This window comes from Loigolactobacillus rennini DSM 20253, from assembly GCF_001436505.1.
Classification (GTDB): Bacteria; Bacillota; Bacilli; order Lactobacillales; family Lactobacillaceae; genus Loigolactobacillus; species Loigolactobacillus rennini.
On record NZ_AYYI01000087.1, the window covers coordinates 77658 to 104477 of the forward strand.

General features: G+C 43.4%; 22 protein-coding genes and 2 tRNA genes. 16 read left to right on the forward strand and 8 right to left on the reverse strand.

Going from position 1 to position 26820, the window contains the following annotated elements; translation table 11 throughout:
• Positions 1–28: 28 nt before the first annotated feature.
• Both FC24_RS09780 and FC24_RS09785 read right to left on the reverse strand, forming a co-directional pair.
• On the reverse strand, positions 29–892 hold the full coding sequence (locus tag FC24_RS09780; RefSeq protein WP_057874689.1) for a metal ABC transporter permease: 864 nt from the start codon (positions 890–892) through the stop codon (positions 29–31).
• On the reverse strand, positions 889–1632 hold the full coding sequence (locus FC24_RS09785) for a metal ABC transporter ATP-binding protein (RefSeq protein ID WP_057874690.1): 744 nt from the start codon (positions 1630–1632) through the stop codon (positions 889–891). The genes FC24_RS09780 and FC24_RS09785 overlap by 4 nt, the downstream gene beginning before the upstream one ends.
• A gap of 322 nt (positions 1633–1954) precedes the next feature.
• On the opposite strand from FC24_RS09785, the gene FC24_RS09790 reads away from it, so the two are divergent.
• From FC24_RS09790 to FC24_RS09805, 4 genes are all read left to right on the forward strand, one after another.
• Positions 1955–3247, forward strand: coding sequence for an adenylosuccinate synthase (locus FC24_RS09790; protein WP_057874691.1), 1293 nt, complete (start codon positions 1955–1957; stop codon positions 3245–3247).
• Positions 3248–3393: 146 nt separating this feature from the next.
• A complete protein-coding gene (locus tag FC24_RS09795; protein ID WP_057874692.1) occupies positions 3394–3672 on the forward strand; it encodes a plasmid mobilization protein in 279 nt (92 codons plus the stop codon).
• Positions 3662–3961, forward strand: a complete 300-nt coding sequence (locus tag FC24_RS09800) for a type II toxin-antitoxin system YafQ family toxin (protein ID WP_057874693.1) — start codon at positions 3662–3664, stop codon at positions 3959–3961. The genes FC24_RS09795 and FC24_RS09800 overlap by 11 nt, the downstream gene beginning before the upstream one ends.
• A 66-nt stretch (positions 3962–4027) precedes the next feature.
• A complete protein-coding gene (locus tag FC24_RS09805; RefSeq protein WP_057874694.1) occupies positions 4028–4411 on the forward strand; it encodes a hypothetical protein in 384 nt (127 codons plus the stop codon).
• Positions 4412–5025: 614 nt separating this feature from the next.
• Here the strand turns inward: FC24_RS09805 and FC24_RS09810 are convergent.
• Positions 5026–5098: transfer RNA gene (locus tag FC24_RS09810), tRNA-Lys, on the reverse strand.
• Positions 5099–5582: 484 nt separating this feature from the next.
• Here FC24_RS09810 and yycF point away from each other — a divergent pair.
• The 8 genes from yycF (at position 5583) to FC24_RS09850 (ending at position 14651) form a co-directional block, all read left to right on the forward strand.
• Complete coding sequence (yycF, locus tag FC24_RS09815) at positions 5583–6293, forward strand: response regulator YycF (protein WP_057874695.1); 711 nt, start codon at positions 5583–5585, stop codon at positions 6291–6293.
• A 158-nt stretch (positions 6294–6451) separates the two neighbouring features.
• Positions 6452–8338 carry a cell wall metabolism sensor histidine kinase WalK gene (gene walK / locus FC24_RS09820; protein ID WP_057874696.1) on the forward strand — a complete coding sequence of 629 codons (1887 nt, stop codon included), beginning with the start codon at positions 6452–6454 and terminating at the stop codon, positions 8336–8338.
• Positions 8328–9656 carry a YycH family regulatory protein gene (locus FC24_RS09825; protein ID WP_057874697.1) on the forward strand — a complete coding sequence of 443 codons (1329 nt, stop codon included), beginning with the start codon at positions 8328–8330 and terminating at the stop codon, positions 9654–9656. Before walK ends, FC24_RS09825 begins: the two co-directional genes overlap by 11 nt.
• Positions 9656–10486: a two-component system regulatory protein YycI gene (locus tag FC24_RS09830; protein WP_057874698.1), complete on the forward strand. Its 831-nt coding sequence runs from the start codon at positions 9656–9658 to the stop codon at positions 10484–10486. The genes FC24_RS09825 and FC24_RS09830 overlap by 1 nt, the downstream gene beginning before the upstream one ends.
• Before the next feature lie 73 nt (positions 10487–10559).
• Positions 10560–11372: an MBL fold metallo-hydrolase gene (locus FC24_RS09835; RefSeq protein ID WP_057874699.1), complete on the forward strand. Its 813-nt coding sequence runs from the start codon at positions 10560–10562 to the stop codon at positions 11370–11372.
• A gap of 95 nt (positions 11373–11467) precedes the next feature.
• On the forward strand, positions 11468–12718 hold the full coding sequence (locus tag FC24_RS09840; protein ID WP_057874700.1) for a S1C family serine protease: 1251 nt from the start codon (positions 11468–11470) through the stop codon (positions 12716–12718).
• A gap of 850 nt (positions 12719–13568) precedes the next feature.
• Positions 13569–14048 carry a 23S rRNA (pseudouridine(1915)-N(3))-methyltransferase RlmH gene (gene rlmH, locus FC24_RS09845; protein WP_057874727.1) on the forward strand — a complete coding sequence of 160 codons (480 nt, stop codon included), beginning with the start codon at positions 13569–13571 and terminating at the stop codon, positions 14046–14048.
• Positions 14049–14066: 18 nt separating this feature from the next.
• Positions 14067–14651, forward strand: a complete 585-nt coding sequence (locus tag FC24_RS09850) for a uracil-DNA glycosylase family protein (protein WP_057874701.1) — start codon at positions 14067–14069, stop codon at positions 14649–14651.
• Positions 14652–14712: 61 nt separating this feature from the next.
• On the opposite strand, the gene FC24_RS09855 is transcribed toward FC24_RS09850, so the two are convergent.
• Positions 14713–18648: an MMPL family transporter gene (locus FC24_RS09855; RefSeq protein ID WP_157059122.1), complete on the reverse strand. Its 3936-nt coding sequence runs from the start codon at positions 18646–18648 to the stop codon at positions 14713–14715.
• A 284-nt stretch (positions 18649–18932) separates the two neighbouring features.
• Between FC24_RS09855 and FC24_RS09860 the strand changes: the two genes are divergently transcribed.
• Entirely contained in the window at positions 18933–19652 is a 720-nt protein-coding gene (locus FC24_RS09860; RefSeq protein ID WP_057874703.1) for an alpha/beta hydrolase, read from the forward strand.
• A 176-nt stretch (positions 19653–19828) separates the two neighbouring features.
• Here FC24_RS09860 and FC24_RS09865 read toward each other — a convergent pair whose 3' ends face one another.
• Positions 19829–20278 (reverse strand): DUF2188 domain-containing protein, encoded by a 450-nt coding sequence (locus FC24_RS09865; RefSeq protein ID WP_057874704.1) that lies wholly within the window; start codon positions 20276–20278, stop codon positions 19829–19831.
• Between the two features lie 208 nt (positions 20279–20486).
• On the opposite strand from FC24_RS09865, the gene FC24_RS09870 reads away from it, so the two are divergent.
• Positions 20487–21227 (forward strand): sulfite exporter TauE/SafE family protein, encoded by a 741-nt coding sequence (locus FC24_RS09870; protein WP_057874705.1) that lies wholly within the window; start codon positions 20487–20489, stop codon positions 21225–21227.
• Here FC24_RS09870 and FC24_RS09875 read toward each other — a convergent pair.
• On the reverse strand, positions 21219–22604 hold the full coding sequence (locus FC24_RS09875; RefSeq protein ID WP_057874728.1) for an MDR family MFS transporter: 1386 nt from the start codon (positions 22602–22604) through the stop codon (positions 21219–21221). The two genes, FC24_RS09870 and FC24_RS09875, sit on opposite strands and share 9 nt — an antisense overlap.
• Positions 22605–22775: 171 nt before the next feature.
• Positions 22776–24137 carry an MFS transporter gene (locus FC24_RS09880; RefSeq protein WP_057874706.1) on the reverse strand — a complete coding sequence of 454 codons (1362 nt, stop codon included), beginning with the start codon at positions 24135–24137 and terminating at the stop codon, positions 22776–22778.
• Between the two features lie 179 nt (positions 24138–24316).
• On the opposite strand from FC24_RS09880, the gene FC24_RS09885 reads away from it, so the two are divergent.
• On the forward strand, positions 24317–25198 hold the full coding sequence (locus tag FC24_RS09885) for a DMT family transporter (RefSeq protein WP_057874707.1): 882 nt from the start codon (positions 24317–24319) through the stop codon (positions 25196–25198).
• A gap of 95 nt (positions 25199–25293) precedes the next feature.
• Here FC24_RS09885 and FC24_RS11540 read toward each other — a convergent pair.
• Positions 25294–25390 (reverse strand) — tRNA-Sec (locus tag FC24_RS11540).
• A 379-nt stretch (positions 25391–25769) separates the two neighbouring features.
• On the opposite strand from FC24_RS11540, the gene selD reads away from it, so the two are divergent.
• Positions 25770–26792 carry a selenide, water dikinase SelD gene (gene selD / locus FC24_RS09890; protein ID WP_057874708.1) on the forward strand — a complete coding sequence of 341 codons (1023 nt, stop codon included), beginning with the start codon at positions 25770–25772 and terminating at the stop codon, positions 26790–26792.
• The last annotated feature ends 28 nt before the right edge of the window (positions 26793–26820 follow it).

Below are 26820 nucleotides of genomic sequence, written 5' to 3' on the forward strand. Positions count from 1 at the left end.
TAAACTGGCTAAGGCACCGAATAACTTTTTAAGCATCGCGTTTAGCAGGCTCCTTTCTGTGTTGGAAAAGCAGGCCTTGTTTTGGCGAAAACAGGAAGGAAAAGACGAAGCCAACAGCGGCGACCACCACGATGGCAGGGCCAGATGCCCAGTTAAAGGTGTAACTGAAGTACAAGCCAATCACTGACGCTAACACGCCTAAAATCGCAGCGAGAATCAGCATCACGTGCATTTTGTTGGTCCATAAAAAGGCGGTGGCTGCTGGTGTAATCAGCATAGCAACCACTAAAATAATTCCGACTGTCTGTAAAGCAGAAACGGTGACCAAGGTGAGGACTAGCATTAAACTGTAGTGAATCACCAGTGTATTTAAGCCGTAACTTTGGGCAAATACAGGGTCAAACGACGTGATTAGCAGTTCTTTGTACATAAAAATCACAAAGATAATCACTAAGGCTAATACAACAGCCGTACTAATCATATCGTTATCGCTCACGGCCAAAACGTTACCAAATAAAATGTGGTGTAAGTTAGTTGAGCTTTCCGCCAATGAAATTAAGATGAACCCTAAGGCGTAAAAAGCACTGAACACCACGCCAATGGATGTGTCGGTTTTTAATTTACTGCGTGTGGCGATGTAGCCGATTAAAACAGCGGCTAAAATACCGAAGACCGCCGCGCCAAATAGCATGTTAATGCCTAGCATATAAGCGATGGCAACGCCAGGTAACACGGCGTGGGAAATCGCATCGCCCATCAGCGACATGCCGCGTAAAATAATGAAACTACCAATAATACCGGACATTACACCCACCATAATCGCGGTGACCAATGCACTTTGTAAAAAGTCGTAACGGCTGAGGGCGGTGATAAAATTCGCTATGCTGGTCATCCGCGCTCACCTGCCTGACTGGTAAATAAAACCGAAGAAAGGTCGTCACTGAAAACTTGGCGGATGTTTTCTGGCGTGTACACTTGGGCCACAGGACCAGCGGCTTCAATGCCATGATCCATAATCACCAAATCATCAAAATAAGCGGTGACTTTGTTTAAATCATGGTGAATCACAATGATAATTTTACCAGCACTGCGCCATTGCTTGAGAATCTGCATGATTTCGTGTTCACTTTTCAAATCAATACCCACAAATGGCTCATCTAAAATGATGATGTCCGCTTTTTGGGCGATAGCTCGAGCCACAAAAACGCGTTGCAGCTGACCGCCGGAAAGATTACCGATTTGCCGGCTGGCATAGTCAGATAAGCCAACTTGTTCTAAAGCAGCCGCAGCCTGTTTTTTTTCGTTTTTGCCGGGACTGCGGAACAAGCCTAGCTTACCGTAAGTGCCAGAAAGCACCACGTCGAAAACATTGATGGGGAAAGTAAGGTCTAAATCCTTACGTTGTTCAACGTAAGCCACCCGCGTTAATTGTTTGTTTAACGGCTGACCAGCAATGCTAGCACTGCCGCTTTGCGGTTTGACTAAGCCGAGCATGCCTTTGATTAGGGTGGATTTGCCTGCACCATTGGGACCAATGATGCCAGTAATCTTACCTGGTGCAAATGTCACTGCCAGTTGCTTGAAAACAGGTAAGTCATCGTACACGACCGTAAGATTAGTTACTTTGAGCATCGAATACCTCCATATTTAATTTGGTATTCAGTTAAACACAGTCAGGTCAACTCACTGCATTTAAATAAATACCGCCTCTAACTCTATTATACAGGATATTAATTTTAAATAAATAAAATAGTTTGCTTTACCTAAAAATATAGTTTAGTTTTAATAAACTTGTTACTAGAAATTAATGTTCGGATTTTACTGCAAAATTAAATGAAATAATTATTTTCATTCGGATTTTTTGTTGTGGTGGGCTGGTTTTGCTGGTAGAATAGGCCATGGTGTGTTGTTGCAAGGCAACAGGACATACACTAATTCAATGAGGTGTTATTATATGGCATCAGTTGTTGTAGTAGGATCCCAATGGGGCGATGAAGGAAAAGGGAAAATCACTGATTTTCTTGGCGAGCAAGCAGACATTATTGCCCGGTCACAAGGCGGGGACAACGCGGGGCACACCATCCACGCGCAAAATAAAGTCTTGAAGCTACGCTTGATTCCATCCGGAATTCTCTACCCTGACAAGCTGTCGATCATCGGAAATGGTGTGGTGGTCAATCCAGCGTCATTGGTAGCAGAATTAGACTACTTGGCTGAGCAAGGGGTAACGGCGGACAATCTGCGGATTTCCGACCGCGCCCATGTTATCTTACCCTACCATATCGAACTTGATCAGCTGGAAGAAGCTAGTAAAGGCGACCAGAAGATTGGGACAACTAACCGGGGTATCGGGCCAGCTTACATGGATAAAGCGGCGCGGACTGGTATTCGGATGATTGATTTACTCGATAAAGACACGTTTGCGGCTAAATTACGCCGGAACTTAGCGTTTAAGAACAAATTATTCACCCAAGTTTACGGCGGTAAAGCATTGGCCTTCGATGACATTTTTGACAAATATTACCAGTACGGCCAACGGTTAAAGGACTACGTGACTGATACATCGGTAATTTTGAACCAAGCACTGGATCAAGGTAAAAAGGTCCTTTTTGAAGGGGCACAAGGGATTATGTTAGACATTGACCAAGGAACCTATCCTTTTGTCACGTCTTCAAACCCAGTGGCTGGTGGCGTGACTGTAGGTAGTGGCGTTGGTCCAACGCGGATTAACCGGGTGGTTGGCGTTGCGAAAGCTTACACATCCCGTGTCGGCGACGGCCCATTCCCAACGGAACTGTTTAACGAAACCGGCAACTTTTTACGGGAAGCGGGTCACGAATATGGCACCGTTACTAAACGGCCCCGGCGAATTGGCTGGTTTGACGCAGTTGTTATGCGCCATGCTAAACGGGTTTCTGGTTTAACGGATCTGTGCCTGAACTGCTTAGACGTTTTAACTGGCTTAGAAACGGTTAAAATTTGCACGGCATATGAATTGGATGGCCAAACCATTTATCATTATCCAGCGAGCTTAGCTAAGTTATCCCGGTGCAAACCAGTTTATGAAGAAATGCCAGGCTGGCAAGAAGACATTACCGGCATCAAAAAGTTGGCAGATTTACCAGAAAATGCCCGTCATTACGTTGAACGGGTAGCCGCTTTGGTCGGCGTAGACATTGCCACTTTCTCAGTGGGACCTGACCGGAAGCAAACCAACGTTTTGAAATCAATTTGGCAAGAAGCTTAAGCAAAAAATTGAATGATAAGCGCAGGGACCACTTACATTAGTAAGCGGTCCCTATTTTAATAGTGCATTGCCTTGCAATTTACGGGAAAATATCATATGTTAGATGTAACACGTGTGTATGACAAAATCAATGAGGTGATTAAAGTATGGCTAATTCTGTTATTAAAAACAAAACGATCACAACTCGCGTTACGCCGGATATTAGTAAACGGGCCAAAGCAAATCTTGCCAAACAAGGCATCACGATATCTGAATATGTTCGTTTAGCTTTAATCAAAGCAGCTAATAATGAAGTGTCGCTAGTTAATTTTCTGGACACCCCTGAAGCTAAAGTGGCTAAACACGAAGCTGAAACTGGTCAAGTGGAAACAATTGGCACGTTAAATGATTTTAAAAAATGGCTTAATCATATAAATGAAGATTAAACAAACAAAAAAATTTAAGCGCGAACTAAAAAAGCTTGCCAAAAAGCATTTCCCTGTTAAGGTTTTAATTCCTTGTTTGAAGGCGATTATTGAACAAGACAAGCCTAGTTTAATTAAAATTAAAGATCATGCCTTAACTGGTTCTTGGTCTGATTACCGTGAATTTCATCCAGCCAGATATGGCAATTACGGTAAAGCTTTTGATAATTGGATTGTGGTTTATAAAATAAACCAAGATGAGTTGATTTTACTATTAGTGACCACTGGAAATCATGATATTTTAGGTTAATCGGGCCGTCATTTAATATCGGATTTGAATTCGCTTTTTTCGAATTAATAAAGGGAGATGGTATTAATGAAAAAACTCACTGATGAAAGATTAAAAGCCGCAAGATTCCGTTACAATTCTTATCTTTTTTATATTCAAACTACAATTTTAATTTTAATTGTAATTTTCGATTATATAACTCATGGCACTAATTATGTAATGCAACACCCCGCTCTTGGTGTATTATTTTTTACATTGTTTCTTTCTGGCATTAGGAGCATGATTATTGCAAAAGATTATACTAAACATGGATTACTTAGTGCTAGCATCGGTATTATTTCAGTTGATATGTTTGGATTAATTTTTATTTTGTTAAATATCCATAAGCCAGGAGTTGCCCTTTTTGCTATATTATTAGCTGCTGGCTCACTGATAGCTTTCGTATGTGCATTCGTGATATTTAGAAAGTAAGCGGATTATAAAGTGCAATGTTTGTGGAAAAGAAATAAAAACATGGGATAAAGCTTTTTTAAGATGAGCCTGCCACCATGTTCATTTACAGAGATAAGAAAATTTCTAGAGGAAAACTCAATTGTTTACTGTCAGGAATGTATTAAAAAGCTATTTTATAGAGAGTAAATGATAATGCGAATCCTTAACGTTAATATGATTTCTATGTCAAGAACTCAAATTGAAATTTCGTCACTGCCATAGAAGCACATTTTTGGGTTCTCTGCAAAGTCAAGAATAAAAGGGTTCTCTGTCAACGAGTGTGGATAGAGATAATTAAGAAAATCATTTCGTTTAACGACGAATTGGTTTTAATCGACAGGATTGTAACATGAAGGTTGATGATATGTCTTTTTGCCCATCTTTGCGCAAGATGATGATTGGTTATGTTTTTTATGATTGATACTGGCTTTTAATTGTTCGTTCTTCAACAAGATTGACTTTGGTAGTTAATCAGATTACCTGTTGATTATCATTTTCGTTACATTTTGATGTCTTTGTGTTACAATTGTCTCTTTGATGGGTGTAAAAAAGGCGTTATCACATCAAATGATGTCATAACGCCATTTATCTGATGGAACGTCAGGGGATCGAACCCTGGACCCACGGATTAAGAGTCCGTTGCTCTGCCAGCTGAGCTAACGTTCCATGCCATCAACGAATAATAGTATAGCAAAAATCAGGTAGGCGTGCAATGTTTTTCTGAGAAAAATTTAGCGGTAAGTGAATGTGGATTGATTTGTGGTGGTGTGAGTCTCAAATTGAATCGTTTGCGGCAAAAGCGCACAGTGACAAGGAAACATAAACTGGTCTTTGCCAATTTTGATTAGAATGAGTATAATTAAAGCGAGATGCATCATGCCTGAGAACGGCTTCAAAATTGATCAGCGCTATTGGCGCAGCAATTAACGTCATACCGCATTTTGAAATTCAATGATGAATAAGTAAGTTTAACGTCAACGGATCGCCACAGGCTGACTGCAGTAAAGGAATCCTTTTACTCCAGTCAGCGTGCTAGTGATCCGTTTCAAAGAGCACTGCGGAAGCGTTCAAGCTGTACGAACGTTCATATGCTAATGTGGACGAATTAGTGAAGTTGCCCAATGACTTCATGAGGGAGGACGACCAATTTATGGCAAAAAAGATTTTAGTTGTGGATGATGAAAAACCAATATCTGATATTGTAAAATTTAATCTAGCTAAAGAAGGTTACGATGTCATCACCGCCTATGATGGTGAGGAGGCACTGGCAAAAGTCAATGAGGTTAATCCAGATTTGATTTTGCTAGATTTAATGCTGCCTAAAATTGATGGCTTGGAGGTAGCGCGTGAAGTGCGCAAAAGTCACGACATGCCGATTATCATGTTGACTGCCAAGGATTCTGAAATTGATAAGGTTTTGGGCTTGGAAATGGGAGCTGACGACTATGTGACTAAGCCATTTTCTAACCGGGAGTTGGTTGCCCGGGTGAAAGCTAATTTACGTCGGCAAGGAACCATCAACAATGCGCAAAATGAGGAAGACGAAAATAGTGAAATCGAAATTGGTGATTTAACCATTCACCCTGACGCGTACATCGTGTCAAAGCGTGGGGAAAAGATTGAATTGACCCACCGTGAGTTTGAATTGTTGCATTATTTAGCTCAACACATCGGTCAAGTCATGACCCGAGAGCATTTATTGCAGACCGTTTGGGGTTATGATTACTTTGGTGATGTCCGGACCGTGGACGTAACGGTGCGGCGGCTACGGGAAAAAATTGAAGATAACCCGAGCCATCCGGAATGGTTGGTCACCCGCCGTGGTGTGGGGTATTATTTACGCAATCCAGATCAAGATTAACGTCACGTGAATAAAATAAGTGACGCGTTAAGCAGGATAAAAAAGGGACATAAGGTGGCAAAACTTTGTGTCCCTTCTTTTGATGGTAGGACACGGCAGCCGTTTATGGCGCCGCGTTACATATGCGATTAAGTTTGCTTTGAGTTGAGGCGCTGGGTATGAATAAAAAGATCCGCTTTTTCCAATCGATTAATTTTAAAATCGCGATTGTCTTCATTTTATTGTTAATGATTACGCTGGAGATTATCGGAGCTTATTTTGTTAAACAATTGGAAGAACAAAACATTGAAACATTTAAACAGCAAGTCCAAACCCCGGTTTACGTCAATAATCAGTTGAGCAGTCAGTTGTTGAAAAGTGATGCTACAGCGGCAGATAAGGCGATTGCTAACATCTTAACTGATTTGGATAATTCCGCGGATATTCGGGTAGTGGATAGCAAAGGTGTGGTTCGCGGCACTAGTGACGTCAACGATCAACGGATTATCGGGCAAAAAACCACGGACGATAACGTGAAAAATGTGCTGTATAACAACCGTTCTTACGAAACACTCTCTTATGATGAGAAGACTCACGCTAGCTATTACGTCAGCATTGTGCCACTAGTTAATCCTAACAGTGATAGTAACAGCAGCGTGGTGGGTGTCATTTACGTACGAGCTAATATGCAAAGCGTTTACCGTAACATCAACAACATTACGCTGATTTTCTTAACGGCATCCCTAGTGGCAGCGTTGTTTTCTTCAATCATCGCAGTGGTAATTTCCCGAGCGATTACCCGGCCCATCGATGAGATGAAAAAACAAGCCATTCGGATGTCCCGCGGCGATTATTCTGGGCAGGTCCGGGTTTACGGCCAAGATGAATTAGGTCAATTGGCCATTGCCGTAAATAATTTGTCGGTGCGGGTTGAAGAAGCTCAGGAAGCTTCCGAAGCAGAACGGCGGCGGTTGGATAGCGTGCTGTCCCACATGACAGACGGTGTGATTTCATCAGACCGGCGGGGCAACGTAATGATTATTAACGAAGCCGCTGCAGAATTATTGAATTTAGATGCAGATCAAGTGATTGGGCAATCACTTTTAAAATTGTTAAAAGTTGATGACCAATACACCATTCGCGATTTATTGAAAAAACAGTCAGAACTGATGCTGGACTTTTCCGTTCCCGGACACAGTCTAATCTTACACGTCGAATTTTCGCTAATTCAACGGGAAACAGGCTTTATCAGTGGGATTGTCTGCGTACTGCACGATGTGACGGAACAGCAGAAAAATGAGCGCGAGCGGCGGCAATTTGTTTCCAACGTTTCCCATGAATTACGGACACCGCTGACGTCCATGCACAGCTATTTAGAGGCTTTGGAAGACGGTGCGTGGAAAGATCCCGACGTGGCGCCGAACTTCTTGCACGTTACTCAAGAAGAGACTGAGCGGATGATTCGGATGATCAACGATTTGCTCAGCTTGTCGCGGATGGATTCGGGTACGGCTAAAATTGAAATGGAACTGGTGAACATCAACGAATTGTTCAATTATATTTTGGACCGCTTTGACATGATGATTAAGTCAGATTCACCTAGTGGCCAAGAAAATAATCGAACTGCCAGCAAGCCGCGAAAACAGTATAAAATTAAGCGCGAGATCACGAAACAAGATTTGTGGGTGGAAATTGACACAGATAAATTTATGGAAGTGATCGACAACATCATCAATAATGCGATTAAGTACTCGCCTGATGGGGGGACCATCACTTGCCGGCTGCTGGAAACTAATAATCACGTGATTCTCAGTATTTCCGACCAAGGTTTAGGTATTCCCAAGAAAGCACTAAGTCACGTCTTTGACCGCTTCTACCGGGTGGATAAAGCACGTTCTCGGGCACAAGGTGGCACCGGATTAGGCTTGGCGATTTCTAAAGAAGTCATTGAAAAACTCAACGGGCGGATCTGGGTTGACAGTAAGGAAGGCAAAGGGTCCACCTTCTATATTTCCTTACCGTACCAAGGCACCTACGAGGAGGATGATCTTTGGGATGAAAATTAGACATCTATTACTCAAACTCAGTTTGGTGATCATGGTGATCATCAGTTTAGTGCTGTCTTGGCTGATTTGGACCAATAATGCGCGGTTTCAACGGGATACCACTGATGTTGCCACACCAAAAACGCAGACCACGTCTAAAAACGTTAATGAAGTGTACTTACCGACGCAGTTGCTAACCAGCAATGAAACTGGCGCTAAATATTTAGTTTATAACAATAAAGAAAATTTAATTGATGCTTTGCATAAGAAAATGACTAAGTGGCGTTTTGCTCGGCCGCAAAAAATGAATTTTACCAGTAAAAGCTACTTAGCAGCAGTAAACCAAGCTGATGCAGTCAGTTTGGTTTACCCGCACAACATCAGTTATGGCGTATTTGGCAAAGCTTTTAAGCAAAAAGTAGCTCGGGTGAACCAGCAGCGTCTGTTTAACCGGATTATTTTACCGGCAGCTCATGCGGATACGGCCTACTTTTTAAATGACCAACATAAAACTGGGTTTAAGGTCACCTTACGCCATGCGGATCAAGCGGCAATTCAAGCGCGCTTGAAAAAAACCACCATGCGTTTACCAGTGACGGAAAAATGGTTTAATAATCGGTTGCAGATGTACTTTTTACGCAATGTTAAAGTGACGCAATACAGTTATCTAGTGACTAAGCAAAGTCCCACCACCTTTGTGACTTCATTGTTAGGCGGCGATCCTAGCGCGCTTGAAACTAAAGAGCAAAAAGATTTAACTACCTATAGTGATGGCACTTATAAAAATTTGGCCGTCGATCATCGTAAAGGTACCGTTGACTTTGAAGACTATTCAAAAGATATTGCGCGGAAAACACCTACTGTCGCTTTGACAAACGGGCACCAAATGTTGAATAAAATCGGTAATACACCCGGAAACATGCGCTACTTTGATTATGAGACTAAAACACATACCATGGTTTATCGCAGTTATGTTGAAGGACTACCGGTTTTTAATCAAACTGATTTTGGCGCCGTTAAAGTACAGTTGCTGAAAAATGGCGTTAAACTGAACTTTTCCCTTTATGCGTTGCAAGTTCCGTTACCAGCGGATAAAGCGGCAACCCCGCTGCCCACCACACAAACTGCGTTGGATCGACTATCAGCAGCTGGCTATGACTTAACTAAAATTACTGGCATCAAGCTGGGCTACCATTGGGGCGTCAACGCCAGTTCGTCTTCGGTGATCGATTTAACGCCAACTTATTATTATCACTATAATGGTAAATGGGTCAGCTTTGACCAGTTGTTAAATCCCACTAGTGACGCGGCAACGACCAGTGAGGAGCGTGCTGAATAATGGATTTTAAACGCATCGAAATCATCTTTTTAGTGGTGTTTACGTGCTTGAATATTTTCTTGTTTAATGCATACAAACAAAACCAGCATGTTGAAACGGTAAAAAATGAAAGTGTCAGCCAAGAAACATTGATTTTGCGTGAGATGCACGAAGATCAAATCAGTACGCCGAAACTGGCTACTAAAGCAAAAATGGGCTATTATTTATCCAGCCGCCCGACTAACGCGCTCCAAGCAGCCAGCAAACATTTGCAAAGTCAGCGGACCAATTTTGACGATAACCGGTTGTACAGCAGTTTTAACCGACCATTAAATCCTAAGGATGGTAGTTATACTGCTGCGTTAAAGCCACTTTTGGCTGATGCACATATGATTACGTTTGGCAAGCACTATCAATATTCAAAACGTTTTTCTAGCAAGGATCGACTTGTTTACACGCAAAAATTAGCGGAAGGCGCCTTGTACGATGAGCGGGGCGAAATTATTTTTCACATTTCCAATAAACAAATTGTCGGTTATCAACAGACTTATGTCGATCACGTAACGACTTTACGAGAAAAAGAACCGACTATCAGTGAAAAACAAGCAGTTTTAGCATTGTATAGTAATAATGCCATCGCAAATGGGGCCACTATTAAGTGGACTAAATTAGGTTATTCGCGTTTATTGGACGCCAATAATAGTTCGGTTTACATCCCCACTTGGTTCATCGCAGTGGAAAATAAAAATAGTGGCAATATTCAAATCAAGCGGATTAACGGCTTTTCCAGCGTGTTGATGAAGACTAGCGACGATGAGAATTTGGCTAATGCGACCAGCACCAGCAGTTAAATTAGCGTGCATTGTTGTGGAAAGTCGGTATAATGGAATTTAATGAAAGTTTAGTCAGGAATGGAGATCAACCATGGAACAAAAGGACGATCAAATGAAGATCAGTGTGTTAAGCAGCGGTAGTACAGGCAACGTCACGTATATCGAAACACCGCGGCGCCAAGTCCTAGTTGATGCCGGGTTAAGCGGCCGTAAAATTGAGCGGCTCATGCAATCAATTGGCCGCGATCTCAGTACTGTCAACGATTTATTTGTGACGCATGAACATACCGACCACGTTAAAAGCGTAGGTATTTTGGCGCGGCGTTACCCACAGTTAAATGTTTACGCGAACCAGCTAACATGGCAGGCAATGTTGCCAAAAATTGGTAAAGTACCACTGGCGCAGCAACATATTTTTGAAACCGGTGCGTTGAAAAGTTTTGCGGATTTAGATGTTCAAAGCTTTGGCGTGTCCCACGATGCCATCGCGCCCCAATTTTACCAATTTCAACACCATGACAAAACTTTTGTCATTTTAACGGATACTGGCTACGTTTCAGAACGGTTAAGTGCGCAAATCAGTGACGCGACCGCATACTTATTTGAATGCAACCACGATGTGGAAATGTTGCGGATGGGCAAGTACCCTTGGCCGTTAAAGCAGCGGATTTTAAGTGATAAGGGACATTTGAGCAACGAAGACGGGGCCGACGGGCTAATGGATGTTATTGGCAACAAAACTAAGGACATTTTTTTAGGGCACCGGAGTTTAAATAATAATATGAAAGAAATCTGTCATTTAACCGTGGCTTCCACGTTAAAGCAGCATGATTTTGGTGTGGATCATGATTTTAAGCTCTATGATACAGAGCCAGACGATGCCTCTGCACTTTTGGCACTGTAAAAATTGTAAAATTGTCGCAACTTATTCATTATTTTTTCAAAAAATTACGTTATGCTAATGATATTAAATCACGTTACTAAAAATGGAGGTTTGTCATGAAGCAAAATGGTTTAGTGAAAACGGCAATAGTAGCGCTTGTCGCAGCCGTTGTGGGTGGGGGTGTCGTTTATGGCGGTACCAACTGGTTAAATAGTGGCAGCAGTCCCAATGGCAGTGTCGTTAACACTAGTAATAAATCGGGTTCCACTAAAGTCAGTAACGTTAAAGTAACCACTAACTCACAAGTATCAAAAGTATTCAACCACACTAAAAATGCAGTCGTTTCCGTGGTGAACCTACAAAAACAAAACCAGTCTGAGACAGGTTTAAGTGAATTTTTTGGGGGTTCTAGTTCAACAAATGATAAATCCAATAGTGATGAATTACAGGAATACAGCGAAGGTTCAGGGGTGATCTATAAAAAGGCCAACGATAAAGCCTACATTGTCACCAACAACCACGTGGTTTCCGGCTCACAAAAAATTGAAGTCATTTTAAGTGATGGGACAAAATTAACCGCAAAAAAAGTGGGTGCTGATTCGGTTACCGACCTAGCGGTATTGAGCATTGATCCGGATAAAGTTACCCAAGTCGCTAGTTTTGGCAATTCGGATAACATCAAAGTCGGTGAACCGGCCATTGCCATTGGCTCACCATTAGGCTCGGAATATGCCACGTCAGTTACCCAAGGGATTATCTCCGCTAAAAAGCGGAATGTGACGGTTTCTAATGAAAGTGGCCAGGCAACTGGTGAAGCAACGGTTATTCAAACCGATGCCGCCATCAACCCCGGTAATTCTGGCGGACCACTATTGAACATTCAAGGACAGATTATTGGAATTAATTCCATGAAGTTAAGTAGTACAGGCAGCTCATCAGGTAGTGATACCTCGATTGAAGGGATGGGCTTTGCGATTCCTAGTAACGAAGTGGTTAAAATTATTGACCAGTTAGTGACGAATGGTAAAATTACCCGGCCTGCCTTAGGGGTTACCATGACAGATTTGGCGAACATTTCAGCTAATCAACAAAAATCAATTTTGAAATTACCTAGCGATGTCACTGGCGGGGTTGTGCTGATGTCCGTTAAAAGCGGTGCGCCAGCAAGCAATGCTGGTTTACAAAAGTACGATGTGATCACGGCTATCGGTGGTAAAAAAGTTACCAGCAGCGTTGATTTACGAACAGAGCTTTACAACCATGCCGTGGGTGACAAGGTCTCTGTGAAGTACTACCATAATGGTCAAGAAAAAACAGGTACCATTAAGCTAAGTAAATCTTCTTCCCAATTAAACATTACAGAATAGTTGCGCGTGTAGCATCAGACGGTTAACCGCCATGTAGTAGCCTAGCTGAACGAATGGTTCGTGGAACGGATCGTTTGGGCAGCTGGCACAGGTTTAGGATAATTTATGCAATCAAAAAGTGGCTGTGGCAGAAAGCTCGTTTCTTTCTGTTACAGCCGCTTTTTTTGACTTACCCTGACCTAGATATAAATAAAGCAGCCGTTCACCAAACGATGTACTACAGCAACTGTCTGTTGGTTACGTGCTTTTTTGTTAATGATTACCAAACCTAGGTTAGCGCGATTGACTTGAAAAAAAGTGAGTAGCGCGCTACAAGCGGCATAATGTTCGGTAATTTAAAAACTGGTTTATTTTAAGTAACCGGATAACCTGTGAATTTATTAGGATTAGCTAAACTAAACGCCTGACCAATTCAATTTGGGAATGTTAAGAAATGTCAATGTCAATGTGAATAAAAGTTGTGAACAGGTTTTTGCACAACTGTGGATAACTCAAAAAGGCGATAAACAAGCAAATTTAGGATTAAAAGTTTTCAACAGGTAAGCTGACCGCTTGTGGATAACTAAAAACGTAGCTACCTGTTTTTATGTTAAAAAGTCTGATATAATAGCATTTATGGACAACAAAGCGCGCTATACCGAACGTTAAATCAACTGTGGATAACATTTAAAATAAAAAAAGTAGCTTTTTTTGGCTTACTGGATTTAGTACGCGAAAAAAGGTTTGCCCCTATATTTAGGCTGCAGGTTGTTAACATGTTGATAACTCTTGTGGACAACTTGTGTATAGACGTGAATAAAATAAATTTAGCTTGCGCAATTTTTAGCGCGCTGAGTAGGAGGAACACATGCTGACGGTAAAAATTATCGGTGTTGGAAAATTAAAAGAAAAGTACTTACGCCAAGGAATGGCGGAGTACGCCAAGCGCTTAGACACTTTTTGTAAATTAAAAGTCATCCAAGTGGCGGACGAAAAGGCGCCAGAGAACTTAAGCGCCGCTGAAATGACTGACGTTAAGGCAAAAGAAGGCCAGCGGGTATTAGCTAAAATTGGCCCCCGGGATTACGTTTATGCACTGGCTATTGAAGGGCAGCAGCGTAGTTCAGAAGCTTTTGCGGCCGAGTTAGATCAATTACCGACTTATGGGCATTCGGTCATCACCTTTGTTATCGGTGGCTCTTTAGGGCTGTCACCAGCAGTGTTGCAACGCAGCGACACCCAGCTAAGCTTTGGCAAATTAACTTTGCCCCACCAATTGATGCGTTTAGTGTTGATTGAACAAATTTACCGCGGGTTTATGATCAATGCGGGGCGGCCTTACCATAAATAAAGGAGGTGCAGACCAGCCATGCAACGTGCACAAGCTGTTTTTAATGCAATTCAACGCGACCAACAAAATAGCGTGTTTACACGGCAAGGGATTCAGCCACTTTATCAGGTGCTGCCGCAAGCGCGGATTTTAATTGTCAGTCAAGCACCTAGTAAAAAGGCTCAGCAAGCGATGATTTTCTGGCATGATCCTAGTGGTGACCGTTTACGGCGCTGGATGGGTGTCAGTGCGGCTGAATTTTACCATGCTGGTAAGATTGCCGTTTTACCGTTAGATTTTTATTATCCAGGTAAAGGGAAACACGGTGATTTACCGCCGCGGAAAGGTTTTGCGCAAAAGTGGCACCCGCCTTTATTAGCGTTGATGCCCCACATTCAATTGACCTTGCTTATCGGTCAGTACGCACAGCGCTACTATTTAGGTGCTGCGCGGGAAAAAACGCTCACTGCCACTGTACAGCATTACCGAACATACTTACCCCGTTATTTCCCGTTAGTCCACCCCTCACCGCTAAATTATGGTTGGCTGCACCGTAATCCTTGGTTTGAAGCTGATGTCGTGCCTGATTTACAAAAGCAAGTGCGACAATTACTGACAGATTGACGTTAAAATAAAAAAAGCACCAACGCTTTTTTCAGCGTTGGTGCTTTTAGTTTGTTAAAGCTTAGTGCTTCCGTTTTTTAATGTTGTCATTGAGTGTATCGTCGATCGGGTAGGTCAGGCGGATTAAACTGGAAATGACCACTGGCAAAATGAAGACTAAGATTACTAAGCCGATGATCACGGCCAGTGCAACTTGAATCAAGGTTAAGACGCCTGATGGAATCAATGCGGCAAAAGTTCCACTCAAGATAATTGCGGCAGAGATGACCACGGCACCGATAACACCTGAAGCGGCGATGATTCGTGTACTTGGTGTACCATCGCTCAGACCGAATTCACGGTACTTCATCATTAGGAAAATACTGTAGTCAACGCCTAATGCCACTAACATGACAAAAGAGAAGAACGGTGTGTTCCAAGTTAACATATTTTGGTCTAATACAGCAGTGCTGAGCCAACGCGTCAAGCTGAGTGACGTGATGTAAGCTAGCAACAAGGTTCCTAAAATGTAGAACGGCTGTAGAACTGACCGGGTGATGAACATTAATGCAAACAGGATGCCGACTAACATAATCGCAGCGGTCCGCAAGAAGTCCCCACTGGCGATGTGGTGTGTGTCAGAGATTGTTGCAGTCTGACCACCGATGGCAACTTTTGCACCAGACAACGGCGTACCTTTGAGTTCGTTTTGAACTTCTGATTGTAAGGCATCAATCTGCGCCATGGATTTTGCAGAACTTGGGTTGGAGTCTAAGACAATGGTCATCTTGGTGATCTTCTTATTCGCAGACATGTAAGTCTTAATTGCAGTGCCAAAGGTCTTACCATGTAAGACGCTGCTTGGAATGTAGAAGTTCTTAGCAGCAGCAGAACCTTTCAAACCGCCAAGATAATCATCTGCGCTGGCAACACCTTTATTGATTTTGGTAATGCCACCTTGTGCATCGACTAAACCATTCTTCAAAGTTTGCATTTGACCAACTAAACCTTGCAATGTGGTGTACATGGTCTTTTGCCCATTGTTGACTTGAATCAAGCCAGCTGTTAATTGCGGTGCTTTGGCGTTTAATTGGTTAGCGCCACTTGCTAATTGGTTAGCACCAGTAGCAAGTTGACTGACGCCGCTAGTTAAGGCAGGGACTTGACCATTTAAGGTGCCTAACCCATTAGCTAATTGACCTGCACCACCATTTAAAGCAGCGGAGTTAGCCGTTAATTGTTGCGCACCATTTGCGGCTTGATCGACACCACCAGTATATTGCTGTAAGCCAGCAGCTAATTGGTTAACCTGGCTTAATAGCTGTGATTGACCAATGGTTGCTTGGATGGTGTTTTGGTTAGTCACGTTAACGCCACTACCATTGACACCAGCGTTAAGTTGTTGTGCCACACCAGCTGCTTGGTTAGAAGCAGTCTGTAATTGTGCTAAGGATTGGGTTAAGGTGCCCATTTGATTTTGTAAATCACTTAAGCCACTAGTTGCAGCAGCCAATTGATCCGTTTGACCTAACAATTTGTCTGCATTGTCTAACATTGCGTTCATGTTGCTCAATTGTGACTTCAAACTGCTGATCTCATTGTCGCTTGGCAATTTATCAGCCAAAGCGGTCAAACCAGATAAATCAGGTAACTGTGTTTGTTCAGCTTGTTTTTGCAATTGCGTTAGCGTATTGCCGTTAGCTTGTAAATTGTTCTTCAAGCTGGCAGAAGCCGTTTTAATAATGGTTTGTGCTTGTGCTTTAGACGCTTCACTGGCATTATCGTCAGCAACAATCTTTTCTGCGGCGGCGATGACGGCTTTATCTGCGTCTGCAGCAGCGCTGTCATGCGCACCGATTTGTTTTAACGCAGACTGTAAGGTTTTTTGCGTTGTTGCTAATGCGTCTGCTTTAGATTGCAGTTGATCAATTTGTGTTTTAGCAGTTTGCAAACTATTCAGTAAGGTTAACATTTTGGTTAACTGTGGCTGCATAGCTTTCGCTTGTTTAACCTGTTTTTTCAAAGCGGCACTTTGACTGCTGAGACCTTGTAATTGTGATTGCGCTTGGCTTAACTGAGCTAACTTCGATTGATTAGCACTCAACGCGCTATTAATCTGATTAACGCCGCTAGCAATACCATTGTTATAGGCGGTTAACCCGGCTACTGCTAAAGGCAATTGACTGCTTTGACTGACTAATTGTTGGACGCCGCTAGTGACTTGACCAGAATTACCAGCTAATTGGGACAAGCCGGTGTTAAGTTGGCCCACACCGGTTGTATATTGGCCCACGCCATTTTGCAGCACGTACGCGCCGCTAGTCAGTTGGTTAACGCCACTAGCTAATGTACCTGTTGAACTATTTAGCGTACCTAAACCGTTGCTCAACGTGTTTGCACCATCAGCTAATTGACCGGTACCACTGGTTAGTTGCTGACTACCGTCGACTAATTGACCAGTGCCATCGATTAATTGTTGGACGCTGCTGAGACCGCCTTGCATGTTACTTTGGTCTAACTTGGTGCTGGCTTTGTTCAACCCTTTATTGATGGTTTTCAGGCCTTTACCAGCAGATTTCATACCGCCGGTAACCGTGCCTAACTGCCGGTTAACGTAAAGTTCGTTGACTTTGCTACCCCCAGGCTGGGTGACGGAAGCGACAGTCTTAACGCCGTTTTCTTTTTGCAGTTTCCGAGTAACTTGATCGATAACTTTCAAATATTTTTCATGATTGAGTTTCTTATTGTTTTGAATGTACAACGTTGATGGCTCCGCAGTGCCTTTAGAAAAGTGGCGCTGAACCACTTGAAATCCTTGCTTAGCAGGTAGGCTGTCGCTGAGTTCATCAACTGTATCATAGTTAAGTTGGCTACTATAGGTGAATAGGAACGGAATGGTGACCAACAAAACTAAGCCTAAAGCGATAAATGGGTGTAGGACAGAATTTTTGGATAAACCGTGCCATAACTTACTGTCACTTTTAGTTTCAAAGGTTTTAATCGGCCAAAACATCCGCCGGCCTAAAGTTGCCATGAAAAATGGGTTTAATGTGAGTAACACTAATAACAAAATGGCAACGCCAACAGCGACACCCACAGCAGAACGGTAAATGGAGAATTTAGCTAGTGCTAAGGCCGTAAACCCGATTAAAATTGAGGAACCACTATATAAAATGGTGCGTCCAGCAATTTTACGGGCGGTTCGCGTGGCCGCCACCGCATCATCTGTGTTGCTCAGCTCATTTTTGAACTGATCATACAGTAAAATGTTGTAGTCGGTCCCAATGCCAAACAGTACCACCACCATGAACACTTGGGTAAACGACGACAGTGGAAAATTAAAGTAATCCACTAAGTTCATCACAACGCTTAACGAAGTTAGAACTGAAACGCCGACAGTAAATAATGAAATCAGCGGGACAATCGGCGAACGGAAGACGATGATTAACACAATAAAAATGAAAATCGCCGCGATCACTTCAGTTTTTTTAATCCCTTCTTCAGTAGCTTGACTGAAATCATCATTTAAAATGTCACTGCCAGTGACGTAGGTTTTAACCCCCACTGTTTTGGCGGCGTGGCTGATATCTTTGTTCATTTTGCGAGCGGTATCTTTTTTGCCCACCATTAGCTGAACTAACTGAGTTGATTTGTCTTTTGAAACCAGCTGTTTGCGGGTTGCCGCGTTATCTTTAGCAGCAGTGACCGATTTAATGTGGTAATGTTTTTTATTATCACGGAAATTGCGCACGGTTTGCGCAATATTATCTTTTTGTGTGCTGGACAGTGGTTGTTTGCCGTTGTTAAAGACCACGACAACTTGCCGGGTATTCCCCTGACCACGGCCCCATTGATTCTGCATCACGTTGGCAACTTGGCTTTGCGCAGATGCAGGAATTTTAGTTTGGCCGTATTCACGCACTAGCCGGGTTGTGTTAGGCATGGCAATGATTGCCACGATAATCACCACTAACCAAGCCACAAGTGCGCCCACGTGCCGCTCTAAAAAGTGTCTCAAGTGAATTCCTCTTTTCCTCATTTAATTATGAAAATAAAGCACTGAAAGCTCACCTTTACCAAGGGTTATATGAAAACATTTTACTCATTTTCAGCAATTTGTCAATGACTTCGAATGTCCATTATGGATTTTCTTACTATTTTATTTTTTTGTCTAACTAGCTGGCAGACTGTTATATAGGTAGTAAAAAAGTTAAGCGCGCTTGATAGCGCGCTTAACTTTTAGTTAACAATGATTATGGTAAACTTAGTGGGCAATTAATTTTTAATTTAAGGGATGGAACGATGAAAAAAATTGTTAAGGGCATGTTGGTAACACTAACGATTTTAATAGTGTTCAGTGCTGGTGGGTGGCTTTATCTGCGTAGTCAAATCCACCAACCAAGTGAGCAAGCCCGACAGGCTGCCACTCGTGCACAGACAACACAACCGGTACTTTCTTTTAAAGCCGATTTAGTAAAGGGGCCGCAAATCATCTTTTACCCGGGAGCGCTAGTGGCGCCAGAAAGTTATAGCGTTTGGGCAGAAAAATTGGCTGCCGCAGGTTACCAAGTATCCATTGTCCGCTTTCCACTGGATTTAGCTGTTTTGGCACCGCAACGGGCACATCAAGTCTTAGCAAAACATCAGCGTGCCTATGTGATCGGTGGGCATTCATTAGGTGGCGTGATGGCTAGCCGCTTTGCACAGCAACATCAAGCGCGCTTGAAAGGTGTTTTCTTTTTGGCGAGCTATCCGGATAAAAAAGGGAGTTTGCGTCAGCTGGACCAGCCGGTGCTATCTGTCACGGCTAGTCGGGATGGCGTTTTGGATTGGTCGGCTTACCGACAAGCCAAACAATATTTGCCTCATCACACCAGTTATCAGCAAATTAAAGGTGGCAACCACGCTGGTTTTGGCAGTTACGGTGCGCAAAAGGGTGACCATGTGGCTACTATCAGTTCGCAGGCGCAGCAACAGCGCACGGCGACCATATTGCTTCGCTGGCTACGGCAGTTGAATTAAATTAGACTTATAAAAGTAAGCAGGTAGCAGGCTTTTAATGAGTATACGGTAGTTTAAACCAGTGAGTGTTTTGCTACGTCAAGCATTCACTAAATGTTGCTAAGCACAACTTAACTAATTTATGGCACATTTAAAAAGCGGCAGGACCAAGTATCATGACACTGCCGCTTTTCACCTTACCCCCGCGGTCGCAGCTCCTTTTGCAGCTGGCCATCTTTCCGGTAAATTTTCACGTGGGAATTTTTATGCTGCACAATTTGCCGCGCGCGGGCGATGGCATCCGCTTTTTTCGCAAAGACATGGCTAGCGCGCTTACTGCCTTCCGCTAATACGGCCCAGCCATCCGCTTGCCATTTGACGCATTCATTGGCGTCAATGAGTTGGGGGTTGCTTTTTTGTGGGTGGCGGTCGCGCTTACTGGGGTTAGCGTCTTGGCGTAAGTGTTGTTTTTCTTTAGCCGTGGCATCTTGGAACCACTTTTTTGCTTGGCTCAACGCGATGGGGATGGCCCGGTGATCCGGGTAACCGTCCGCCAGCAGCGCATTACCAATCTCGATGGCTTTTTTTCGTTCTAGTTCCGGTAAATTTTTCATTGAGCGGGGATAATCTCGCATGTTCCAAGGCATAGGCAGGCCTCCTTTAAAGTTAGTAATTCTAGTTTAAGGGAAGGTTAGCCGCTGCAAAAGAAATATGCAAACGTTCCGCTTTTAGGTGACAATGTGCTACTAGGCGTTTCGCGTCGCTAGCTAAATACTTTGCGCCGCGATGTATTCGATGTTACATGTTCAGCTTCTTTGTTACAATGGACGTTAAACGTTAGAAACGGGGAAAAAGATGTTAGTTGTTGTAATTATTTTAATTGCGTTATTTGGGGCTTTTGTCCGAACGGTATTCGGATTTGGTGAAGCGCTGGTTACGATGCCGCTACTAGCTTTAGTGGGGTTTAAGCTTTCCAGCGCTACTGCTTTAATTGGCGCGTTAGGGTTGTTGGTGGCGCTGCCAGCAACTATTCGCTCCCGGGCGCACATTGATTTTGCCGTGGTGCGGCGCTTGGTGCTGGGTTCATTGATCGGTGTACCAATTGGCATTTTATTGTTGAAATTGGTTCCGACCCGCTTGATTCTACAGTTATTTGGGTTATTTTTAATCAGTTACGGCAGTTATCAGTTGTGGCAGCTTTGGCGGGGAAAACCAAAAAAAGCGCGCTTGCAAGCAGCGCGCTGGGATTATTTGGCCGGATTGATTTCTGGTGCACTAGGCAGTGCGTATAACAGCCATGGTGTGCCGGTGGTGATTTACGGGACGTTGAAGCGGTGGCCGGTTAACCAACTGCGCGGCATTTTACAAGCACACTTTGTTTGTGTGGGTGTCATTGTGGTGAGCAGTCAAGTCGCTGCCGGTTTTTGGAATGGGGAGGTCGTGCAGTTATTATTGATCATCATCCCACTGTTAGCCGTTGTGATTCCTTTTGGTAACTGGCTTAGTTCCCGGATTCCGCAAGCCACCTTAGTTAAATACATTTATTTGCTACTGGTTATTTTTGGTGGCTTGTTGGTGTTTAAATCTTTAAACTAATGCTTCTTTGCGCTGGTGAAATTTCAACGTAATCAAGCCACTGATAACTACGCAGACAGCCGCCACTAAATAGGTACTTTTAATCGCCTGTAGTGAGCCTAGTTGAGTCGCTACTTTTGCGGAATGACTGGTGGCAAGTTGGGCAATGTTATTTTTTTCTAGAATGCTCATAATCCCAATCAATAGGGCGGTCCCAAAGGAGCCAGCTACTTGACGGATGGTGGTAAACATGGCTGAACCATCGGGAATGATGGGTTTTGGCAGTGAATTTAGCGCTTCGGTTTGAATCGGCACGGTGACCACCGACAATCCTAATTGCCGGACGGCTTGAGCAGTGGCGATCCAAGCAAAGCTGGAATTTAAACTGACGGCACTGAGCATCAACGTGCCGATTAATAAAATCCCTAGGCCGCTAAATGCAAGGTACTTCACGCCCCAACGATCGTACATCCGCCCGCTAATCGGCGACATCAACGCGATGACCACCGCTCCTGGCAGCATCGCTAATCCAGAGTATAGCGCGCTATAATGCATGATGTTTTGCATGTATAACGGTAATAGCAACATCCCACCATACAGCGCCAGCATCAGGAAAACGTTGACGGTGACCGCGACGATAAAGTTGTGACTTTGAAAAACGTTAAAATTGAGCAACTTTACTTTGGTGTGAGTCTGTTGGTAAATGAAAATTGTCACTACGATAAACCCTAATAGGCAAAAACCTAACACTTTAATAGAAAATAACGGCGCGTCCCCAGCGTTGCTAAAACCTAGTAGCAATGCGCCTAAACCGATGCTGGAGAGGATGACACCTTGCCAGTTCAGCTTCAACTTTTTATTGGTGCCTAAGTTGTGCAGCATAAAAGAGGCAAAGATAATGTCTAAAATAATTAACGGGGCCACCATGAAAAATAGCCAGCGCCAACTATACTGTTCCACTAGGTAACCTGAGATGGTGGGGCCTAGTGCCGGGGCAAAGTTAAGTGCCAAGCCGACCCAGCCCATGGCGCTGCCCCGTTTGTTGGCGGCGTACATGTTCATGATGGACACGTTCATCAGTGGCGCGATTACCCCAGCACCGCCAGCTTGAATCATCCGGCCCGTAATCAGCGTTAAATAATTTGGTGCGATTCCAGCTAACAGTGTACCACCAGCAAACACGGACATCGCCGTTAAGTATAACTGGCGAGTGGTAAACCGCTGAATTAAAAAAGCAGTGAGCGGCACCATAATGCCGTTGACTAGCATGTACCCGTTTGACAGCCACTGCCCTTGTGCAGCGGTGATGTTAAACGAGCGCATAATACTAGGCAACGCGACGTTCATCAATGTTTGATTCAAAAAGGCCAGAAAAGTCCCCATCACAAGAACCAGCATAATTCGTTGTTTACTAGTTAAATGAATTTTCAATGTTATCGAGTTGTTTCTCCTTATTGAATGAGTTTATTTGTCCTGTTGATTAGTTAACAAGACCAATATACTATTCATCTTACGCAAATTCGGTGCCAAAAGCAATCCAATAACCTAGACCAATCATTTTCTAGCGCGCTAAACTTTTGCTGAGCGGCCTTTGGTGATGTAAAGGAGAAAAACAATTAACAAACTGATGATAAAAATTGCGGTTAACCACATTGCCCAGTGCATGCCACGGACTAGTGAGGCTGGTACTGAACTGATCAATACCAACATGGTGATGGAAACTGCCGCAAACATTTGACGGATAGCATTGAAAAGCGCCGTTGCATGGTCGATTTCATCGGGTTTAAGTTCAATGAACGCTTCGGACATGGCAGGTGAAAAGACCAAGGCGTTGCCGATCATCCGGAGTGCATAGGCTAGCGTCACCACCCATAATGCCGTGTGGGCCGTCATCGTAACTAGTGGGATGGTGGCGATGAGCATTAAAATGGCACCAGAAGTAATCAGCCATTTAGGACCGTAATTATCATAAGCGCGACCGACAAATGCGGCGGTGATCGCATTTGATGCCGCACCGGGCAGTAAGACTAACCCGGCGGTCATACTGCTCATGTGCATGGCATCTTGTACATAAATGGACACCATCTGTTCAGTTCCTAATAAAATCATAAACGCTAAAATACCAATAATGGTCATCATCCGAAACGCCCGGCTTTTGAAGATGGTGATTTTTAACATCGGTTGTTTGAGCCGCAGCTGACGTTTGGCAAATAAATAAATCAGAATTAACCCTACTATCAACATTGCGGAGCCTTCCAGCGGTTGTGTTTGGATGAAAGATAGGCTAGATAACGCCAATCCGGTGCCGAGTAAGGATAAAATCACAGAGATCGTTTCAATTTTAATGGCTTTTGGCGTAGTGAAATTCGGGAAGGTGCGGTAGCCAATTAGCCAAACCACGATCATAAATGGCAACACTAAAATAAATAAGTAGCGCCAGCCTAAAGTGGCCAAAATGAAGCCGGCCAATGTTGGTCCAATTGCTGGGCCAAAAGCTAAGATTAAACTGGAGAGACCAATGATGGTTCCCCGTTTTTCTGCTGGGTAGATGGTAATCATCGCTGTCATTTGAAATGACATTAAAATACCGCCGGCACAAGCTTGAATCAAACGTCCTAGCAATAACAACCAAAAATTAGGTGCTAAGCTGCCAATGGCAGTTCCGATAATAAAAATACCGATGGTACTTAGAAAAAGTGAGCGATTACTGTATTTTTCGTATAAGTTTGACGTTAAAGGCGTGATAATACCAATAATCAATGTGTAACCCGTGGTTAGCCACTGAACTAAAGCCAACGGCTGGTGCATGGTGGTTTGAATCACCGGAATTGCGGTGGTCATCATCGTTTGACTGGTTAGACTAATAAATGTCGCGATAAATAAAATAATTGAGACGATCAAACGTGTTTGGGGATTAATTTTTTCAGACATCTTGCTTCTCCTTCATCAACTTAATTTGCCTTAATTTAGTTTATGATTAAGCACAGAAACGTTGTGCTGACTTTTGTCATGAAATGGTCATTTTAAAAACTTCGTATACGCTTCTTGACTTCGCTTTTCCCTTAAAACAGAGTATGATTGAGCTAATAAAAGACAAGCGAGGTGGAGGCATGAAGTTATCAAAAGGACAAGCCAATTTGGTGTTGTTAGCCACCGCAATTTTATGGGGCTTCAGTTACCCGATTGTTAAAATGGCGACGAATGCGCAGCTACCTGCTGGGTTGATCAATGCGCTGCGCGGGCTGATTTTTGCGGGGCTGGCTTATTTATTTTTTCACCGGGCCATCAATAAAATGAACAAGCTGGATTTACGAATCGGGTTAACGGCTGGCATCATCAATTTTATTGCCTATCAAATTCAAACGGTGGGGCTGAAATACACCACGCCAGCCAATAATGCCTTTTTAACCGCCATTTATGTAGCCTTAGTGCCCTTTATTGCGTGGGCGTTGTCTAAACGTAAACCCGCAGCTAAAAGTTATCCGGCAATTGGATTGTGCATTTTAGGGATGATGTTTCTCACCAATGTTTTCGGCAATGGGTTTCAACTGCATTTAGGCGATCTGTTGACCACGATTTCCGCCTTTTTCTTTGCGCTGGGGATTGTTTACTTCAGTTATACAGCCACCAGCGCTAATCCGTGGATCATCGCGTTTATGTTAGGCGTTTGCCAAGGTGTCGGCGGGTTGGTGTGGTCCTTATTATTTGAGCACCAGACTTACGCGGCGATTAACTGGCCTGCTGCTATCGGGCCGGTAATTACGTTAGGCGTACTGGCTTCCTTTGGCGCGCAAACCATGCAGATAGTGGGTCAGCGTTTTACCGCACCGACGCCAGCTGGCTTGATTTTGATGACAGAGTCTTTATTTGGCAGTTTGTTTTCCGTGTTGTTAGGGTTTGAACCGTTGACAGCCCACTTGCTCATCGGTGGCGCACTGATTATTTTGGCGCTATTAGTGATGCAGCTGCGATTTAAAAAACGACCTGCTTAAGCCATTGAAAAAGTTAGCCAAAGAAAAAGCCAGCGGCATAGCTGCTGGCTTTTTTCGTACTATTTCAGCTTGAATTACAATTCAAGGTTATTTGCTGGCGGGAATGTGTGGGAATCGAACCCACCCAAGAAGCTATTAACTCCTCATACTAGTTTTGAAGACTAGAAGGAACACCAGAACCTATCCACTCCCACAAAATAAAGTAGCATAATTTAAAAAAGAAGTCAACATGTGAATTTGCTAACTAGCATGACGGATTGATTTTTGTCGCTTTTTGTGATTAAATTCACTTGTAGGCAGTAATATTTTTAAAGAGGAAACCAAGGACGTTGTTAAAGTTTCAAGTGGCTGTTAAAACTGGCACTGGTGGCACATAACCGATAGTTGACAGTGACAGGAAATCATGTCACTATTTCAGTAGTTAGCGCAATCGCTTTCAATCTTGTCACTTTGAACTGATTAAATCAGTTTATGCACCTTAAAATGGAAGCGCTATTATTAATTGTGATTGGCAGCACAGTGACTAACTAAATTTGCGGTGACTCAATTCAACGTAAAGAGGGAAGGCATTATGGATGCAACTGAAAGTTTAATTGTCTGTGGCGGCTGCAATGCGAAGCTAGGCCCAGGCAAGTTAGAAAATATTTTAAAAGATTTACATCAGGAAAAACAGCCCAATGTGATGGTTGATTTTGAAACCACAGATGATGCAGCAATCTTAAAAATCAACGATGACACGGCGATCATTCAGACCATTGATTTTTTCCCGTCAATGGTCAACGACCCGTATTTATTCGGCCAAATTGCGGCAACCAATGCATTAAGTGACGTTTGGGCCATGGGCGGCACCGTGGTTTCCGCGCTGAACATCGTATGTTTCCCACAAGAGTTAGACCAACATATTTTACAGAAAATTTTGCAAGGCGGTTTGGATAAAGTGGTTGAAGCCGGCGGTTTTTTGGCCGGTGGGCATTCGATTCAAGATCAAAAACCTAAATACGGGTTATCTGTCAATGGGATTGTGAATCCCCAAAAGATTTTACGCAACAACACTTGCCAACCCGGTGATGATTTGATTTTAACCAAGCCTTTAGGTGTGGGCATCATCACCGGTGCGTACAGCACTCAGCAAATTGGCAAAGAACCTTTTGACGCAGCAGTTAAGGCCATGACCACTTTGAATAAGTACGCTTCGGAAATTATTCGCCAGTATCCGGTGACGGCTTGCACGGATGTGACCGGTTTTGGGTTGTTAGGGCATTTAAACGAATTTTTACCGCACGGCTTGGCTGCTGAATTGGATGCAGCGGCGATTCCGATTTTACCGGCAGCTTATGATTGTGCGGCTGATTTGCTGGTTACGGCTGGCGGTCAGCGCAACCGGAACTTTTTAGCGGATAAAGTCCATTTCACCTTTGAAGATGAAGCTTTGGCGGAAGTACTCTATGATCCGCAAACGTCCGGGGGCCTGTTATTTAGTGTGCCGCCGCAATATACGGAAAAAATGCTGGCGCAATTAAACCAGCTGACCTTGCCTAGCGCCAAAATTGGCCGGGTAATGCCCCAAGAAACTGCTGAAATCATCATTAATTAATGGAAATTAAATTTAAAAAAGGGAGTTT